Consider the following 16,504-nt stretch of genomic DNA (forward strand, 5'->3'; position numbering starts at 1 on the left):
GGCCGGCCCGCCGCCCGGCCGCCGGGCCGCGCCTGCGCGCGGCGCCGCGGCGCCTGGCCAAGCTCGGGCACCGCGCCCTGGTCATGGCGTACGCGGCGTACGCCGCGAGCCTGCGCCCGCTGGTCCACTGGCTGCGGGCGCTGGGAGGGGCGAGGCCATGAGCGCCGCGCCGGACCGGGCGTCGCGCAAGTCCGGTGCCCCTGGCCCGGGAGCGACCTGCCCGGGGCCCGCCGCGCCGGGTGGTCCGGGTGGTCCGGGTGCGGCGGGCCGGCGCGCCGCCCTGGGCTGGCACCTGCGCACCGCCTGGGCCCTCGTGCAGCGTGACTGGCGCGTGCGTTTCCGCCGCACCCTGCTCGGCGTCGCCTGGCTGCTGGTGCCGCTGCTCACGCTCGCTGCCGCCGCCGCGTACCTGGGGCAGGCCGCCGGCCTGTACGACGCCGCCGACCCGCGCGCCGCCACGCGCTACCTCGCGCGGGTGCTGGCCGGCCTGGCGCTGTGGCAGCTGTTCGCGGGTGCCTGGCTGGAGCCGCTGCGGCTCTCGCGCCGCGCCGCGGGCCTGCTGCGCGCGGTCGCCTTCGACCCGGCGGTGCTGCTGGTCGCCGGCGCGCTCTCGGCCCTGGCGGCCTTTGCGATCCGGCTGCCGGTGGTGCTCGCGGCCCTGGCCTGGTCCGGCCTGCTGCCCGGGCCGCACGCGCTGCTGCTGCCGCTGGGCCTCGCCGCCCTGGTGGTCGCCGGCGCGGCGCTCGCGGCGCTGTGCCTGCCGGCCGGCCTGGTGCTGCACGACGTGCGCTACGCGCTGCCCCTGGTGCAGGCGGCGCTGCTGCTGCTCACGCCGGTGTTCTACGACGCCGCGCCCGCCGCCTGGCTCGAGCCCCTGGTCGCGGCCAACCCGCTGGCCCTGCTCGTGCCGCCGGTGCGCGACGCGCTGGCCGGCGGCGTCCCGGCGCTGGGGCCGCCGGCCGGAACCGGCCTCGCCGCGCTCGGCGTGCTGGCCCTGGCCCTGCGCTACCTGCGCTCGCGGGTGCCGCTGGCCGTCGCCTACCTGGGGCACTAGCCATGGCGCACGGCAAGGCCCCCGACCAGGCCCGCGACATCGCGAGCGACCGGCCAAGCGACCGGGCGAGCGAGAGAGCCGCCGCTCCCGGCCTCGCGCCCTCCATCGCCCTGCGCCTCACCCGGGTCGGCCGCGCCTTCCCGCCCGACGTCGCGGACTTCGCGCCCGCCGTGCTGCGCGAGATGCTGCTGCCCCGCCGCGCGCTGGCGCGCAGCGCCGCCCATGGCCTGCCCGCGCTCGCCGGGGTGGACCTGGCCCTGCGCCACGGCGAGCGCCTGGGCGTGCTCGGCGCGCCGCGCAGCGGCAAGTCCCTGCTGGCGGCCATCGCGGCGGGCGTGCTCGCGCCCACCACCGGGCGGGTCCACGCGCCGGCCTCGCGGCTGCTGCTCGCGCGGCCCTCGGCCGGCTTCAAGCCGGGCCTGGCGCTGCGGGACAACCTGCGCCTGCACGCCCTCCTGCAGGGCCTGGACGGCGCGCAGGCCGACGCCGCGCTGGCCCGCGCCTTCGCCCAGTCCGGCGCCGACCCGCGCCTGGCCGGCGCCGCCACCGGCCACCTGCCGCCCGCCCTGGTGCGCCTGCTCGCGCTGGAGCTCGCCCTGGCCCTGCCGGCCCAGGTGCTGGTGGTGGACGACCTCGCCGGGGCGGGGGAGGGCGCGGCGCGCCGGTCGCAGCGCGCGCGCCTGCTCGCCCGGCTGGAGCGCGGCGCCGCGCTGGTGTTCAGCGGCGAGCCGCAGTGGCTGCGCGCCTGCGCGCCGCGCGCCTGCGTGCTGCGCGAGGGCCGGCTGCTCGGCCCCTTCCCGGTGGACGAGGCCGCCGCGCTGTTCGCCGCCGGCCCGGCGCACGGTCCCGAGGCCGGCCCGCCCTCCCTGTCCGCGCCGCTGCGCGCGATCGCCTGAGGCCCGCCATGTCCGGCGCCAACGGCCTCACCTGGATCCGCGAGCACCTGCGGCATGCGCGCGGCGAGGCGCTGGAGGTCGGCTCGCGCAAGTACAAGGCGCATGCCTTCCTCGACCTGCGCGGCTTCTTCGCGCAGGAGCGGCCGGCGCTGCGCCTGACGGGGTGCGACCTCGCGCCGGGCGAGAACGTCGACGTGGTGGTGGACCTCACCGCGCCGCCCGAAGCCGTGGCCGCGGCCTTCGGCGGCCGGGCCTTCGACACCGTCCTGTGCCTGAGCGTGCTGGAGCATGTGCCGCAGGTCTTCGCCGCGGCCGCCAGCCTGGAGCGGCTGCTGCGGCCCGGGGGCGCGCTGTTCCTCTCGGTGCCCTTCGTCTTCCGCTACCACGGCTACCCGGGCGACTTCTGGCGCTTCACGCCGCAGGCCGTGGGCCACCTGTTCCCGGGCATCGACTTCCGCGGCCTGCGCCACTCCTGCGTCGCCACGCTGGAGGAGGGCGACCGCATGTCCCTGGCCGGCCTGCGGGTCGACAAGCTCAATCGCTTCCTGTTCCGCCCCCGCGGCCGCGACGACCGCCTCGAGCGCAAGCGCGCCAAGGCCGCCGGCGAGGCGGTGCCGGCGTACACGCTGGCGCCGGCGATGCTGCACATGCTGGGGTTCAGGAAATGAGCGCCGCGCCGGGCCGCCCCAAGCAAGCTCGCGCCCCCTCGGGGGGCAGCGACGGACACGCAGTGCCGAGCGTGGGGGCTCCATGAGCAATTTGCCCAACGTATTCAGGTGGCTCGGTGAGCGGCCCGGCTGTCTCGCCCGCACCTGGCTCATCGTCGGCAAGGGCCCCAGCTTCCCGCTGGCGCTGCAGGCCGCTGAGTCCCATGCCGTCCTCTCCCTCAACGACGCCGTGCGCGCCCTGCCGCGCGTGGACATCGCCCACTTCATCGACCTGGAGGCCTTCCAGCGCTGCGCCGGCGCGCTGGCCCACGCGCGGCTCGTGGTGCTGCCGTGGCGGCCGCACGCCGGCCACCGCCCCGGGCCCGCGGCCCTGCCCGAGCTGGCCGACCACCACCCCGCGCTCGCCCGCCTGCGCGAAGCCGGCCGGCTGGCCTGGTACGACCTCGACTCCGCGCCCGGCCCGCGGGGCGCGCAGCCCGTGGTGCGCGCCACCTGGTTCAGCGCCGAGGCCGCCCTCGACCTGCTGGCCACCGCCGGCGTGCGCACCGTGCGCTCGGCCGGCGTCGACGGCGGCCACGCCTACGCGCCGCCCTTCGCCGACCTGCACGCCGTCTCCCGCCTGGCCAACGGCCAGCGCCGCTTTGACCGCCAGTTCCTGCGCTTTCCCGCCATCCTGGCGCGCACCGGGGTGGACTTCGCCCCGCTGGGCGTGCCCGCGCCGGCGCGGGTCTTCGTCGCGGCCACGCCGGGCGAGTGGCTGCCGCTGCAGGTGCTGGCGCACTCCATCCGCCGCCATGCCAGCCTGCGCGTCGAGGTCACCGCCCTGGGCGCGCTGGGCCTGCCGCAGCCGCTGCCGCGGGACCCGGCGCTGCGCCCGCGCACGCCGTTCTCCTTCCAGCGCTTCCTGGTGCCGCGCGCCTGCGGCTACGCCGGCCGCGCCCTCTACCTCGACGCCGACATGCTGGTCCTGCGCGACCTCCTGCCCCTGTGGCGCCGCCCCTTCGGCGCCGCGCCGGTGCTCACCGTCGCGGCCGACGGGTCGGGCCGGCGGCCGCAGGCCAGCGTCATGCTGATGGACTGCGACCGCCTGCGCTGGGACCTGCCGGCCCTGGTCGCCGAGCTCGATGCCGGCCGCCTCGGCTACCCGCAGCTGATGGAGGACTTCATCGCCGCCCAGGCCGAGGCCGCCATCGACCCGGTGTGGAACTCGCTCGAGGCCTGGTCGCCCGGGCGCACCGCGCTGCTGCACTACACCGACATGCCGCGCCAGCCCTGGGTCTCCTGCGCCAACCCGCTGGGCCGCCTGTGGGTGGGGGCGCTGCGCGAGGCGCTGGCGGCCGGCGCCGTCACGCGCGAGGAGGTGGCGCGGGAGGTCGCCCTGGGCCATGTGCGGCCCTCGCTGCTCGCGCAGCTCGAGGCCGGGCCGGAGGACCCGCTGCTGCTGCCCGCCGCCGCGCGCGCCGCCGACCGGGGTTTCCGCCCTCCCTGCCGCGCGCTGCCGCCGCACCGCGCCTCGCCCTGGAGCGGGCGCGCGCAGTGGCTGGCGGCGGCCCTGCGGGCGCGCTACCAGGGCACCTGGCTGCACGGCCTGCAGCGGCGGCTGCGGCATCGCTGGCATGAACACCACCCGCCCCCCGCCGCCTGAGGGCGCCGAGGGCGCTGGGGGCGCTGGGGGCGCCATGGGTGCCATGGGTGCCATGGGTGCCGTGGGTGCCGTGGGTGCCGTGGGTGCCGTGGGTGCCGTGGGTGCCGTGGGTGCCGTGGGCGCCGTGGGCGCCGTGGGCGCCGTGGGTGCCGTGGGCGCCGTGGGCGCCGTGGGCGCCGTGGGCGCAGCCCGCCCCTGCCAGGCCGGCGCGCAGTCGCTGCGCGCCCAGGCCCGCGCCGTCGCGGCCCTGGCCGCGAGGCTGGAGGCGGGGGGCCGGGCGGAGGCGGCGGCGGGCGACGGCGGGGCCGGCGCGGCCAGCACGGCCAGCACGGCCAGCACCGGCGCAGGCGCAGGCGCAGGCGGCCAGGCCGCCGCCTTCGACGCCATCGTCGAACTGCTGCTCGCCTGCCCGGGCCGGGTGGCGGTGTGCGGCATGGGCAAGTCCGGCCATGTGGGCCGCAAGATCGCCGCCACCCTGGCCTCCACCGGCACGCCGGCCTTCTTCCTGCACCCGGCCGAGGCCCTGCATGGCGACCTGGGCATGCTGCGTCCCGGCGACGTGGTCATGATGATCAGCAACAGCGGCGAGACCGAGGAGCTGCTTCGCCTGCTGCCCGCGCTGGAGGCCTTCGGCCACCCGCGCGTGGCGCTGGTGGGCCGCACCGCCTCCACCCTGGCGCGCCGCGCGCACCGGGTGCTGGATGTCTCGGTGGAGCGCGAGTCCTGCCCGCTGAACCTCGCGCCCACCACTTCCACCCTGGCCACCCTGGCCATGGGCGACGCGCTGGCCGTCGCCCTCATGGGCCGGCGCGGCTTCCGCCCGCAGGACTTCGCCCGCTACCACCCGGGCGGCAGCCTGGGCCGGGCGCTGCTCACGCGGGTGCGCGACGCCATGCACCCCGTGCTGCCCGGCGTGCCCTCCGGCACCCCGCTGCGCCAGGCCGTGCCGGTCATGACCGAGGGCCGCCTCGGCCTGGCCCTGGTCACCGGCCCCGGCGGCACCCTGCGCGGCCTGCTCACCGACGGCGACCTGCGCCGCGCCCTGCAACGCCCCGGCAGCCCGCTCGACCAGCCGGTCGACCGCTTCATGTCCGAAACACCGCTGAGCATCGACGCCGACGCCCTGCTGGCGGACGCCCAGGCCCTGATGCATGGAGCCAAAGTTCGCTGCCTGGTCGTCACCGCGGGCGGGGAGGGCGGGGCGGTGGGTATCCTGGAGATCTTTTGTTAGCGCTCACTACCCGTAAAAGCCCGGTGGATGATGGGACAAACGACCAGGGTTGCGCGCAATCCCACTTCATTACGCATTCTGTTGCCGAGCTGACTACCTGTTAACCACTTCTTATTGATGGGCAATCGGGAGCCCAGCCCTACAATGGCCGGGTTCCCATGATGACTAAAGTCCGTCAATAAGCTGTCATGAAGGCCGACCTGCCCGTCTCGCTGGCAGCGCCCTTCCTGGCGCTGCCCTGTGTCACGCTGTCGGTGGTCAGCCACGGGCATGGCACGGACGTGCTGCAACTGCTGGCCGACGTCGCCCGTCACTCGGCCCGCATCGTCGAGCAGGTCATCGTCACCCTGAACGTTCCCGAGCCCGAGTTGTCCGCGGCCCTCGAGTCGGCCGAGTGGCCCTTCGAGGTGGTGCTGCTGGCCAACACCGCCCGCCAGGGCTTCGGCGCCAACCACAACGCCGCCTTCGAGCGTTGCCGCACCGCCTACTTCGGCGTGCTCAACCCCGACATCCGCTTCTCCAGCGACCCCTTCATGCCCCTGCTGGGCCACCTGCAGGAGCCGCGCACCGGCTGTGCCTACCCGCTGCAGGCCTGCGGCGAGGGCGAGGCCTTCGACCCCGCGCGCGAGCTGCCCACGCCGGCCTCGCTGCTGCGCCGCCACCTCGGCGGGGCAGGGCGCGGCGCGCCCCAGGCGCGCGAGTGGACCAATGGTGCCTTCATGCTGTTCCGGTCCTCGGTGTTCCGCCGCCTGGGCGGCTTCGACACCCGCTACTTCATGTACTGCGAGGACGTGGACATCTGCCTGCGCCTGCAGGACCTGGGCTTCGCGCTCGACGGCGCGCCCGAGGTCGTGGTGGCCCACCGCGCCGCCCACGCCAGCCGGCGCGACCTGCGCCACCTGGGCTGGCACCTGCGCAGCCTGTGGCGCCTGTGGACCTCGGGCACCTTCCTGCACCGCCTGGCCGGCGGCCGCCGCGCAGCCCCGCCGCCGCAGGAAGGCTCCGGCCCCGCCCTCGACGGACGCCGGGGAGCCCCGTCACCATGAGTGGCCGGGTGCTCGCCTGCATCGTTGCCTACCACCCGCGCCTCGACAGTCTTTCCGCCCTGATCGACCGCCTGCGGGCGGACGCCGATGCCGTCCTCGTCATCGACAACGGCCACACGCTGGACCCGCGCGACGCGCGCTGGGCCGGCCATGCCAACGTGCTGTGGCGCCAGCCCGGGCACAACCTCGGCGTGGCCGCGGCGCTGAACGTGGCGGTGGCCCATGCCGAGGACCACGGCTTCGACTGGCTGCACACCTTCGACCAGGACTCGCTGCCCCCCGCCGGCCTCACCGGCCGCCTCGTCGCGGTGGCCCGGGCCAGCGGCCCCGGCATCGCCGCCTTCGGGCCGGCGCTGGTCGACGCCGCCTCCGGCCGCCCGTTCCCCTCCATGCTCCCGATGCGGTGGCGCCGCCGCAAGGTGCTGCTGGCGCCGCAGGACCGCGTGGTGGTGGACCACCTGATCACCTCCGGCTGCCTGTTCGCCGTGCCGGCCCTGCGCCGCGTGGGCCTGTTCAACGAGGACCTGTTCATCGACTACGTCGACGTCGAGTGGTGCCTGCGCGCGCGCCGCGCCGGCCTCTCGGTGCTGCAGGTCGGCGCCGAGCGCATGGCCCACAGCATCGGCAACGGCAGCATCGGCGTCTTCGGCAACCGCCTCGCGGTGCATGCGCCGCTTCGCACTTACTACCAGGCGCGCAACGGCGCCTGGCTCGCCATGCAGCGCGCCCTGCCGCTGCCCTGGCGCCTGAACGACGCCTTCCGCTCCCTGCAGAAGCTCGCGCTCCTGCTGCTCCTGGGCGGCGAGAAGGCCGAGCGCCTGCGCCAGATCGTGCGCGGCCTGCGGGATGCGTTCACCCTCAAACCGATCGCATGAGCCTCCTGCCGCCTGACGCCACGCCCGCCGTCTCGGTCGTCATCCCCCTGTACAACCACGCCCGCTACATCGCCGCGGCGATCGACAGCGTGCGGGCCCAGACCTTCACCGACTGGGAGCTGATCGTCATCGACGACGGCTCCCGCGACGGCAGCGCCGAGGTCGTCGAGCGCCTGCTCGCGCAGCACCCCGACGCCCGCATCCACCTGCACCGCCAGGCCAACGCCGGCTCGCACGCCACCATCAACCGCGGCCTGGCCCTGGCGCGCGGCGAGTACCTCGCCGTCCTCAACTCCGACGACCTGTTCGCGCCCGACCGCCTCGCGGTGCTGGTGGAACGCGCCCGCCGGCATGAGCGGCCCGAGTTCCTCGGCGTCACCCCGGTGCGCCTCATCGACGGCCAGGGCCGCGCGGTCACGCCGGCCGACCCCGCCGGCTGGTGGCTGGCCATGTACCAGGGCATCACCGCCCGCCTCGCGCGCGGCCAGTCGCCGCGCGACGTGCTGCTGTGGGGCAACTTCACCGTCTCCACCTCCAACTTCTTCCTCTCCCGCGCGGCCTGGGAGAAGCTCGGCCCGCTGGGCCACTTCCGCTACGTGCTCGACTGGGAGTACGCGCTGCGCGCCGCCATCGAGCTGCCCGGCGCGCTGTGCTGGCTGGAGGGCCGCCCGCTGCTGGACTACCGCCTGCATGGCGGCAACACCATCCTGGGCGGCGCCATCCGCAACCATGTCGAGGCCGCCTTCGTCCTGCGCACCGCGCAGCGCCGCGTGCTGGCCCTGGGCCAGCCGGTGCCCGCCGAGGCCCTGCTGCGCGTGAAGTACCTGGACCGCTTCGTGCGCCAGGAGCAGGCCCGCCTGCACGACGCCGAGCGCGCGCGGATGAAGGTGGCGCACGACCGGCTGGCGCAGGAGCGCGACGAGCAGGTGGCCGGTCTCCACCACCAGCTGCAGGCCCTGCACGCGCATGCCGACGGCCTGGCCGGCCAGCTGCGCGCCATGGAGGCCTCGCGTTCCTGGCGCCTCACCGCGCCGCTGCGCGAGGCCGGCACGCTGGCCCGCCGCATCCGCGGCCGCCTGCGGCGCGAGCTCTCCCGCGTGCGCGCGTTCGGCCGCCGCCTCCTGGGCCGGGCCACCGGCCAGCCGGTGGCGCCCACGCCAGCTGCCGCCTACGACCTCTGGCTCGCGCAGGAGGCCGAGCGCCTGGACGCCCTGCAGGCCGAGGCGCCGCAGCGCCTCGCGCGCCTGCCGCGCCAGCCCCTGGTCTCGGTGGTGGTCCCGGTGTTCAACACCGAGCCGGCCATGCTGGACACGATGATCGCCTCGGTGCTGGCCCAGGCCTACCCGAACCTGGAGCTGTGCCTGTGCGACGACGCCTCCACCCGCGCCGGCACCCTGGCCGTGCTGGAGCGCCACGCCGCCGCCGACGACCGCGTGCGGGTGCTGCGCCGGGCCCGCAATGGCCACATCGTGCGGGCCACCAACGAGGCCATCGCCGCCGCGCGCGGCGAGATCATCGCCTTCGCCGACCATGACGACCTGCTCGCGCCGCAGGCGCTCCTGCGCATGGTCGAGGCCAGCTTCGAGGTCCCCGCCGCCGGCGCCTTCTACAGCGACGAGGACAAGGTCGACGACCGCGGCCGCCGCAGCCTGCCGCTGTTCAAGCCCGACTGGTCGCCCGCGCTGGCCTGGTCGCAGAACTACGTGGGCCACCTGCTGTGCGTGCGCCGCGAGGCGCTGCAGGCCGTGGGCGGCCTGCGCGAGGGCCTGGAGGGCAGCCAGGACCACGACCTGGTGCTGCGCCTGGCCGCCGCCGGCGTGCACTTCCACCACGTGCCCGAGGTGCTCTATCACTGGCGCCAGCACGAGGCCTCCACCGCCTCCAATGCCGGCGCCAAGCCCTATGCCCACGACGCCGGCGCGCGCGCGGTGGAAGACCACCTGCGCACCCGCTACGGCGAGCGCTTCGCCCGCCTGGAGACGCCGGCTTACACCTTCGTGCACCAGCCCCGCTTCGCGCTGCCGGGCCGGCCGCTGGTGTCCATCATCATCCCCACGCGCGACCGCATCGACCTGCTCGCGCCCTGCATCGACAGCATCCTCGAGCGCTCCACCTGGGCGAACTTCGAGGTCATCGTCATCGACAACGGCTCGGCCGAGCCTGCCTCCAAGGCCTACTTCGCCGGCCTGCCCGCGCGCGACGCCCGCCTGAAGGTGGTCGACGCGCCGATCGACTTCAACTGGTCCCGCCTGAACAACATCGGCGTGCGCCATGCGGCGGGCGAGTTCCTGGTCTTCCTGAACAACGACACCCTGGTCATCACGCCCGACTGGCTCGAGCGCCTGGTGGAGGTCGCCGCGCTGCCCGACGTGGGCACGGTCGGCCCGCTGCTGCTGTTCGAGGACGGCACCATCCAGCACGCCGGCGTGGTGGTGGGCATGGGCGGCTGGGCCGACCACGTGTTCCGCGGCGCCGAGCCGGTGCACTTCCCCTCGCCCTATGTCTCGGCCATGGTGCCGCGCAACGTGCTGGCGGTGACCGGCGCCTGCGTCGCCATCGAGCGCGCCAAGTTCGAGCGCCTGGGCGGCTTCGACGAGAGCTTCATCATCTGCGGCAGCGACGTCGAGATCGGCCTGCGCGCCCACCGCGCCGGCCTGCAGAACCTCTACTGGCCCCAGGTGCGCCTCACGCACCTGGAGAGCAAGACCCGCACGCCCCACGTGCCCGAGCCGGACTTCGTGCAGTCGCGCCTGAAGTACGCGCCGTTCCGCACCGAGGGCGACCCCTTCTACAACCCCAACCTCGATGCCATGAGCCAGGCCCCGCGCCCGCTGCACCCGGCATCGCCGCGCCGGATGGCCGTGCATGACTGAAGCCCTCGGCCCCTTCCTTCGCCGCGCCTGGCGCTGGGCCCGCCGCCGCCCCGCGGTGCAGGCCACCGCCGCCCGCCTGGGCCTGCCCACCGCGGAAGTCGACATCCCCGAGGTCACGCCGATGACGGCGCGGCCCTCCGCCTTCGACCGCCCGCGCCTGAACCTGCTGCTGCCCACCATCCGGCCCTCGCACGTGTTCGGCGGCATCAGCACCGCGCTGCACTTCTTCGACATCCTCAAGGCGCAGGACGCCGACGTGCGCGTCATCCTCACCGACCACGACTGGCGCGGCGAGCCCCTGCCTGCCGCCCTCGCGGGCTGGGAGGTGCGCGACGCGTCCGCCGAGGACCGCCCCGGCCGCTGCATCGTCTCCATGGGCGACCGCGCCGCGCGCACCCTGCCGGTGGGCCCGGGCGACCTGTTCGTCGCCACCGCCTGGTGGACCGCGTACTCGGCCCAGCGCCTCGTGCCGTGGCAGGCCGCGCAGTACGGCATCGCCGCGCGCCCCCTGGTGTACCTGGTGCAGGACCACGAGCCGGGCTTCTACCCGCTGTCCTCGCGCTACCTGCTGTCTCGCAGCACCTACGAGTACCCGCTGCCCATGGTCGGCGTGTTCAACACCGGCCTGCTGGCGGACTTCTTCGCGCAGGCCGGCTATGCCTTCTCCGCCCGCCACGCCTTCGAGCCCGAGCTGAACCCGAGCCTGGCCGCCGCCCGCGCCGGCCTGCAGCGGCTGGACAAGGAGCGCCTCCTGATCCTGTACGGCCGCCCCGGCGTGCCGCGCAATGCCTTCGAGCTGGTGGTCCAGGGCGTGCGCGCCTGGGCCGCGCGCGACCCTTCGGCGGCGCAGTGGCGCATCGAGTCGCTGGGCGAGCAGCACCAGGACATCGCGCTGCCCGGCGGCGCGCGCATCGCCAGCCGCGGCAAGCTCTCGCTCGACGAGTACGCGCAGGCGCTCACGCAGGCCGGCCTGGGCCTGTCGCTGATGCTCTCGCCGCACCCCAGCTACCCGCCGCTGGAGATGGCCGAGTTCGGCGTGCAGGTCGTCACCAACCGCCACGAGAACAAGGACCTGGGCGCGCGCAGCCCCTTCATCCACTCGCTGGGCAGCGTCACCCCCGAGACCATCGCCGCCGAACTCGAGCGCCTGGCCGCGCCCTGGCGCGCGGCCGGCCGGGTGGCGGTGGACCTCGCGCCGGGCAGCCTGTTCGCCCCGGCCGGCACTGCCTTCCATTTCATCCCCGAGCTTCGCCGGGCCCTCGGGCTCGCGGCCGACGCATGAAGCCCGCACGCGCCCTCCTGCTGTCCCTGGTGCTCGCCGCCCTCGGGGCGGCGCATGCCGAGCCCCAGCCCGAGCTCTCCGAGAACGAGTACGTCGGCGAGATCCGCGCCATCCAGTCGGTGGCCCACCTGGCCCAGACCCCGCAGGACACGCCGGCCGCCGTCACCGTCCTGGACCGCGACTTCATCCGCGCCACCGGCGCGCGCACCCTGGCGGACCTGTTCCGCTTCGTCCCCGGCTTCCAGGTCGGCTACCCGGTGGGCGGCCGCCCGGTGGTGAGCTACCACGGCCTCTCGGGCCAGATCTCGCAGCGCGTGCAGGTGCTGGTGGACGGCCGCTCGGTCTACGCCCCCTACCTGTTCGGCGGGGTCGACTGGGCCAACGTGCCGGTGCAGGTCGACGACATCGACCGCATCGAGGTCGTGCGCGGGGGCAACTCCGCCAGCTACGGCGCCAACGCCTTCCTCGGCGTGATCCAGGTCATCACCCGCAGCGCGGCGCAGAGCACCGGCCTGCGGGTCGACGTGGCGCAGGGCAGCAACGGCATCCGCGACCGCGCCTTCCGCATCGGCCGCCCGGTCGGCGACGCGCAGGTGCGCCTCAGCGGCATGGTGCGCGGCGACGAGGGCCTGGAGAACCGCCAGGACACCTACCGCTCCCGCTTCATCGACCTGCGCGCCGACCTGCCCCTGGGCCACAGCGACGAGCTCACCCTGCTGGCCGGCATCGCCGACAACCGCATCGGCGTGGGCTTCGCCCGCCAGTTCACCGACCCGGTGCGCGAGGAAGCCACCACCTCGCACTACCTCTCCGCGCAGTGGCACCGCCAGCTCGCCCCGGGCAACGCCTACAGCCTCACCGCCTCCCTGAACCACGACGAGGGCCGCGACGCCTACACGCTGGACCTGATCGGCGGCCCGCTGCGGGTGGACCTGGGCCGCCGCGCGCGCCAGGCCACCCTGAGCTACAGCCACCGCTTCGACCTCGGCCCCGAGCTGCGCGCGGCCTGGGGCGCCGACTGGCGCAACGAGAGCCTGTGGGCGCCGCAGCTGTTCAACTCCCAGGAGGCCCAGGGCAAGCAGGCCTACCAGGCCTTCGGCCACCTCGAGTGGCAGCCCGGCCTGCACTGGACCTTCAACGCCGGCGGCCTGTTCGCGCGTGACCAGCTCTCGGGCGCACAGTTCGCGCCGCGCCTGTTCGCCAACTGGAAGCCCTGGCCCGGCCAGACGCTCAAGGCCGGCGTCTCCGAGGCGTTCCGCACGCCCAGCCTGTTCGAGCAGCGCGCCGACTGGCAGCTGTCCTACCAGGGCCAGGTGCTGGATGTCCTGTACCGCACCCGCGGCCGCCTGCAGCCCGAGCTGGTGCGGGCCAAGGAGGTGGTGTACCTGGGCGAGTGGGCCGCCCACGGCCTGAGCCTGGACGTGCGCGTGTTCGAGGAGGACATGCGCCGCCTCATCACCCGCGAGCTCTATGCCCTGGGCGACCGCTCTGGCGGCGGCGCCTACGACCTTCGCAACAACGCCGCCGCCGTCACCCGCGGCCGCGAGGCGCAGCTGCAGTGGCGGCCGACGCCGCGCGTGCTGGTGGCCGCCGCCGGCCACCGCAGCCGGGTGCGCAGCGACAACGCCGCCCTGTCGGCCTCGGTGCCGCAACGCAGCGCCAGCCTGGTCGCCAGCTACCTGCTGCCCTCCGACACCCAGGTCGGCCTGAACTTCTCCGAGCGCTCCAGCCTGCGCTGGCTCGGCGAGGCCACCGTCTCGGACGTGCAGCGCATTCGCGGCGCCAGCATCGCCCAGAAATTCCGCCTCGAGGGCACCCGCGCCGAGGCCTCCCTGAACTGGTCCGCCCCGGTCGGCCGCCGCGAGGAATTCCGTGAATTCCAGTGGCTCACCCCCCGGTGGTGGGCGCGCCTGACCCTCGAGTACTGAGCGGCCGGCCATGCGCGTGACCTTCCTCCCGCGTGCCTTGCGAGCCCTCGTGGCCGGCCTGCTGTGGCTGGCCGGCGCGGCCTGCGCGCAGACCGTGGCCATCGTCCTGCCCGAGGCCACCGGCGCCGCCGCCGACCTGGCCGAGGCCCTGCAGGCCGAGCTGCGCAAGGCCCCGGCGGTGCGCCACCAGGTGGTGGTCGCCTCGCGCGCCGCGCTGGAGCGGCGCGAGCCGCTGGCGCTGCCGGCGGACACCCAGCTCGTGGTCGCCGTCGGCACCCAGGGCACGCGCGCCGCGCTGGCCGGCGAGGCCCGGGCCGACGTGCTCTCGGTGCTGGTGCCCCGCGCCACCTTCGAGGGCCTCGCGGCCTCGGCCCGCGCGGTCGCGGGCCGGCGGCTTTCCGCCGTCTTCGTCGACCAGCCCCTGGCCCGCCAGGCCGAATTGATCCGCCAGCTGTTCCCCTCGCGCCCGCGGGTGGGCCTGCTGGTCGGCCCGGCCCTGGCCGGCGAGGTCGAGCCGATCCGCGCCCAGGTGGAGGGCCGCGGCATGGCCCTGGCCACCGAGCGGGTGGAGCGCGAGTCCGAGCTGTACGCGGCGCTGCAGCAGCTGCTGCCCGCCAGCGACGTGCTGCTCGCCGTGCCCGACCCGTACATCGTCAATGCCGGCACCGCGCAGAACCTGCTGCTCACCGCCTTCCGCTGGCGCGTGCCGGTGATCGGCTACTCGCAGTCCTATGTGCGGGCCGGCGCGCTGGCGGCGGTCTACTCCACGCCCGCCCAGGTCGGCGCCGACGCGGCCGACCTGGTGCGCACCGCGGCCCGCGGCCAGCCCCTGCCGGCGCCGCGCTACCCGCGCCTGTTCTCGGTGGCCCTGAACGAGCACGTGGCCCAGACCCTGGGCCTGCGCCTGCCCGCCGAGGCGGCCCTGCTGGAGCGGCTGCGCCGCGCGGAGCGGGGGGAATGAGCATGAGGGGGGCCGCCTGATGCGCTTTCGCTCGCCCTGGCTCAGCCTCGTGCGCAGCCTGCGCGCGCGCCTGCTCGTGCTCTCGCTGCTGCCGGCGCTGGTGCTCACCACGGTGGCCGGCGGCTACCTGCTGGTGCAGCGCGCTCAGGACGGCCGCGAGCAGCTGCGGCAGGCCGGCGCCCAGCTCGCCCGCCAGCTCGCCGCCGGCGCGGACTACGGCATCTTTTCCGGCAACCGCGAGGCCCTGCAGCGACTGGTGGCCTCGGTGGTGGCCGAGCCCGCCGTCGTCAGCGCCTCGGTGCATGACGCCCAGGGCCAGCCGCTGGCGCTGGGCCTGGCGCCGCAGCGCGCGCTGGACTGGAACCCCGCCGCGGTCGAGCCCGCCTGGTTCGGCGCCGAGCCCCGCCTGGTCACGCGCGACGGGCAGCTGGTCTTCATCCAGCCGGTGGCCTCGCCCGCGGTCGAAGTGAACGACTACGCCGAGGCCGCCGACAGCCTGGCGCCGCGCGGCGGCCCGCGCGGCTGGGTGGTGGTGGCCCTCACCACCGAGCTGCTCTCGCAGGCCCTGGCGCGGCTGGGGGGCGGCGTGGTCGCGGCCTGGCTGGTCACGCTGGCCATCGCCGTCGTCTTCGCCCGCCGCCTGAGCGCGCGCATCTCGCAGCCGCTGCGCGAGCTGGCGGTGGCGGTGCGCCGGGTGGGGGAGGGCGGCCGCCAGCGCGTGCGCGTGCGCGGCACCCGCATCGCCGTGATCAACGAGCTGGCCGAGGGCTTCAACCGCATGGCCGCGCGCATCGAGGGCGCCACCCGTGACCTGGAGGACAAGGTGCGCGAGGCCACCGCCGGCTGGCGCGAGCAGACCTACGCCGCCCAGGCCGCCGACCAGGCCAAGACCAAGTTCCTCGCCGCCGCCAGCCACGACCTGCGCCAGCCGATGCACGCCCTGAGCATGTTCGTCGCCGCCCTGCGCCAGGAGAGCGAGCCGGCGCGGCGCGACGAGCTGGTCGAGCGCGTGCAGAGCTCGGTCACCGCCCTGGCCGGCCTGCTCGACGCGCTGCTGGACATCTCCAAGCTCGATGGCGGCCGCATCCAGCCGCAGCTGCAGCGCCTGCCGGTGCAGGACATCCTGGACGCGGTGCGCGAGCAGTACACCCCCCTGGCCGAGCGCCAGGGCCTCACCCTCACCGTGCGCAACTCCCCGCAGTGGACCGAGACCGACCCGGTCATGCTCGGGCGCATCGTCGGCAACTTCGTCTCCAACGCCATCCGCTACACCCCGCCGGGCGACGGCGCCGGCCAGGTGCTGGTGGCGGTGCGCCCGCGCGGCGAGGGCCTGGCCATCGAGGTCCGCGACAACGGCGTGGGGATCGCGCCGGAGTCGCAGCAGGTGATCTTCGACGAGTTCGTGCAGCTGCATAACCCGCAGCGTGACCGCGGCAAGGGCCTGGGCCTGGGCCTGGCCATCGTGCGCCGGCTCGCCGAGCTGCTGGGGCACCGCGTCGCGGTGCGCTCGCGCCCCGGGCGCGGCTCCACCTTCACCGTCACCCTGGCGCGCGTCGAGCCGCCGGCCGACGCGGTGCGCCTGACCGGCCGGGCCCACCTGCCCGGGCCGGCGGTGGACCGGCCCCTGGAGGGCGTGCGCGTGCTGCTGGTGGAAGACGACGCCCTGGTGCGCGAAAGCGCCGGGCACCTGCTGCGCCTGTGGGGCTGCGAGCTGCGCGCCAGCGCCGGCGGGCCCGGCCTGGTGGACGCCCTGCGCGCGCAGGGCTGGCATCCCCAGCTGGTGCTGAGTGATTTCCGCCTCGGCGGCGGCACCGACGGCCTGGACACGGTGCGCGCCCTGCGCGAGGCCTTCGGCCCCGGCCTGCCGGCCCTGCTGGTCTCCGGCGACACCGAGGTCGGCCTGGGCGACCAGGCCGCGCGCGACGGCGTCGTCCTCCTCTACAAACCCATCCAGCCGGGGGTGCTCCACGACACCCTGGCCACCCTCCTGGCCCGCGCCGGCGAGCGGGTCTGACGGATGAGGTGAGGTTTAGAATCGTTGCGCG

The 16,504-nt window shown here is 75.6% G+C and carries 12 protein-coding genes; all 12 read left to right on the forward strand.

The annotated features are described in order from the left end of the window. Window positions 1-157: 157 nt before the first annotated feature. The 12 genes from ACT80S_RS03410 to ACT80S_RS03465 all read left to right on the forward strand — a co-directional run bounded on the left by ACT80S_RS03410 (window position 158) and on the right by ACT80S_RS03465 (window position 16,473). On the forward strand, window positions 158-1,054 hold the full coding sequence (locus tag ACT80S_RS03410; RefSeq protein ID WP_377412652.1) for a hypothetical protein: 897 nt from the start codon (window positions 158-160) through the stop codon (window positions 1,052-1,054). A 2-nt stretch (window positions 1,055-1,056) separates the two neighbouring features. After that, window positions 1,057-1,950, forward strand: coding sequence for an ATP-binding cassette domain-containing protein (locus ACT80S_RS03415; protein ID WP_377412654.1), 894 nt, complete (start codon window positions 1,057-1,059; stop codon window positions 1,948-1,950). Window positions 1,951-1,958: 8 nt separating this feature from the next. Then, window positions 1,959-2,618 carry a class I SAM-dependent methyltransferase gene (locus ACT80S_RS03420; RefSeq protein WP_377412657.1) on the forward strand — a complete coding sequence of 220 codons (660 nt, stop codon included), beginning with the start codon at window positions 1,959-1,961 and terminating at the stop codon, window positions 2,616-2,618. A gap of 82 nt (window positions 2,619-2,700) precedes the next feature. Next, entirely contained in the window at window positions 2,701-4,263 is a 1,563-nt protein-coding gene (locus ACT80S_RS03425; protein ID WP_377412659.1) for a hypothetical protein, read from the forward strand. Between the two features lie 34 nt (window positions 4,264-4,297). Next, complete coding sequence (locus tag ACT80S_RS03430) at window positions 4,298-5,494, forward strand: KpsF/GutQ family sugar-phosphate isomerase (RefSeq protein ID WP_377412661.1); 1,197 nt, start codon at window positions 4,298-4,300, stop codon at window positions 5,492-5,494. A 188-nt stretch (window positions 5,495-5,682) separates the two neighbouring features. Beyond that, complete coding sequence (locus ACT80S_RS03435; RefSeq protein WP_377412663.1) at window positions 5,683-6,540, forward strand: glycosyltransferase family 2 protein; 858 nt, start codon at window positions 5,683-5,685, stop codon at window positions 6,538-6,540. Next, window positions 6,537-7,415, forward strand: coding sequence for a glycosyltransferase family 2 protein (locus ACT80S_RS03440; RefSeq protein ID WP_377412665.1), 879 nt, complete (start codon window positions 6,537-6,539; stop codon window positions 7,413-7,415). Before ACT80S_RS03435 ends, ACT80S_RS03440 begins: the two co-directional genes overlap by 4 nt. Further along, window positions 7,412-10,288, forward strand: coding sequence for a glycosyltransferase (locus ACT80S_RS03445; protein WP_377412666.1), 2,877 nt, complete (start codon window positions 7,412-7,414; stop codon window positions 10,286-10,288). The genes ACT80S_RS03440 and ACT80S_RS03445 overlap by 4 nt, the downstream gene beginning before the upstream one ends. Beyond that, complete coding sequence (locus tag ACT80S_RS03450; protein ID WP_377412668.1) at window positions 10,281-11,570, forward strand: rhamnosyltransferase WsaF family glycosyltransferase; 1,290 nt, start codon at window positions 10,281-10,283, stop codon at window positions 11,568-11,570. The genes ACT80S_RS03445 and ACT80S_RS03450 overlap by 8 nt, the downstream gene beginning before the upstream one ends. Continuing rightward, on the forward strand, window positions 11,567-13,498 hold the full coding sequence (locus ACT80S_RS03455; RefSeq protein ID WP_377412669.1) for a TonB-dependent receptor plug domain-containing protein: 1,932 nt from the start codon (window positions 11,567-11,569) through the stop codon (window positions 13,496-13,498). Before ACT80S_RS03450 ends, ACT80S_RS03455 begins: the two co-directional genes overlap by 4 nt. A 10-nt stretch (window positions 13,499-13,508) precedes the next feature. Further along, window positions 13,509-14,459, forward strand: coding sequence for an ABC transporter substrate-binding protein (locus tag ACT80S_RS03460; protein WP_377412671.1), 951 nt, complete (start codon window positions 13,509-13,511; stop codon window positions 14,457-14,459). Window positions 14,460-14,478: 19 nt separating this feature from the next. Further along, window positions 14,479-16,473, forward strand: coding sequence for a hybrid sensor histidine kinase/response regulator (locus tag ACT80S_RS03465; RefSeq protein WP_377412674.1), 1,995 nt, complete (start codon window positions 14,479-14,481; stop codon window positions 16,471-16,473). Window positions 16,474-16,504 lie beyond the last annotated feature (31 nt).

It is taken from the genome of Ramlibacter sp. MAHUQ-53 (genome assembly GCF_052600055.1).

Excerpts from the sequence above, each read along its gene's own strand:
- ACT80S_RS03410 (WP_377412652.1), top strand. The coding sequence starts at position 158 with ATGAGCGCCGCGCCGGACCGGGCGTCGCGCAAGTCCGGTGCCCCTGGC.
- ACT80S_RS03415 (WP_377412654.1), top strand. The coding sequence starts at position 1,057 with ATGGCGCACGGCAAGGCCCCCGACCAGGCCCGCGACATCGCGAGCGAC.
- ACT80S_RS03420 (WP_377412657.1), top strand. The coding sequence starts at position 1,959 with ATGTCCGGCGCCAACGGCCTCACCTGGATCCGCGAGCACCTGCGGCAT.
- ACT80S_RS03425 (WP_377412659.1), top strand. The coding sequence starts at position 2,701 with ATGAGCAATTTGCCCAACGTATTCAGGTGGCTCGGTGAGCGGCCCGGC.
- ACT80S_RS03430 (WP_377412661.1), top strand. The coding sequence starts at position 4,298 with ATGGGTGCCATGGGTGCCATGGGTGCCGTGGGTGCCGTGGGTGCCGTG.
- ACT80S_RS03435 (WP_377412663.1), top strand. The coding sequence starts at position 5,683 with ATGAAGGCCGACCTGCCCGTCTCGCTGGCAGCGCCCTTCCTGGCGCTG.
- ACT80S_RS03440 (WP_377412665.1), top strand. The coding sequence starts at position 6,537 with ATGAGTGGCCGGGTGCTCGCCTGCATCGTTGCCTACCACCCGCGCCTC.
- ACT80S_RS03445 (WP_377412666.1), top strand. The coding sequence starts at position 7,412 with ATGAGCCTCCTGCCGCCTGACGCCACGCCCGCCGTCTCGGTCGTCATC.
- ACT80S_RS03450 (WP_377412668.1), top strand. The coding sequence starts at position 10,281 with ATGACTGAAGCCCTCGGCCCCTTCCTTCGCCGCGCCTGGCGCTGGGCC.
- ACT80S_RS03455 (WP_377412669.1), top strand. The coding sequence starts at position 11,567 with ATGAAGCCCGCACGCGCCCTCCTGCTGTCCCTGGTGCTCGCCGCCCTC.
- ACT80S_RS03460 (WP_377412671.1), top strand. The coding sequence starts at position 13,509 with ATGCGCGTGACCTTCCTCCCGCGTGCCTTGCGAGCCCTCGTGGCCGGC.
- ACT80S_RS03465 (WP_377412674.1), top strand. The coding sequence starts at position 14,479 with ATGCGCTTTCGCTCGCCCTGGCTCAGCCTCGTGCGCAGCCTGCGCGCG.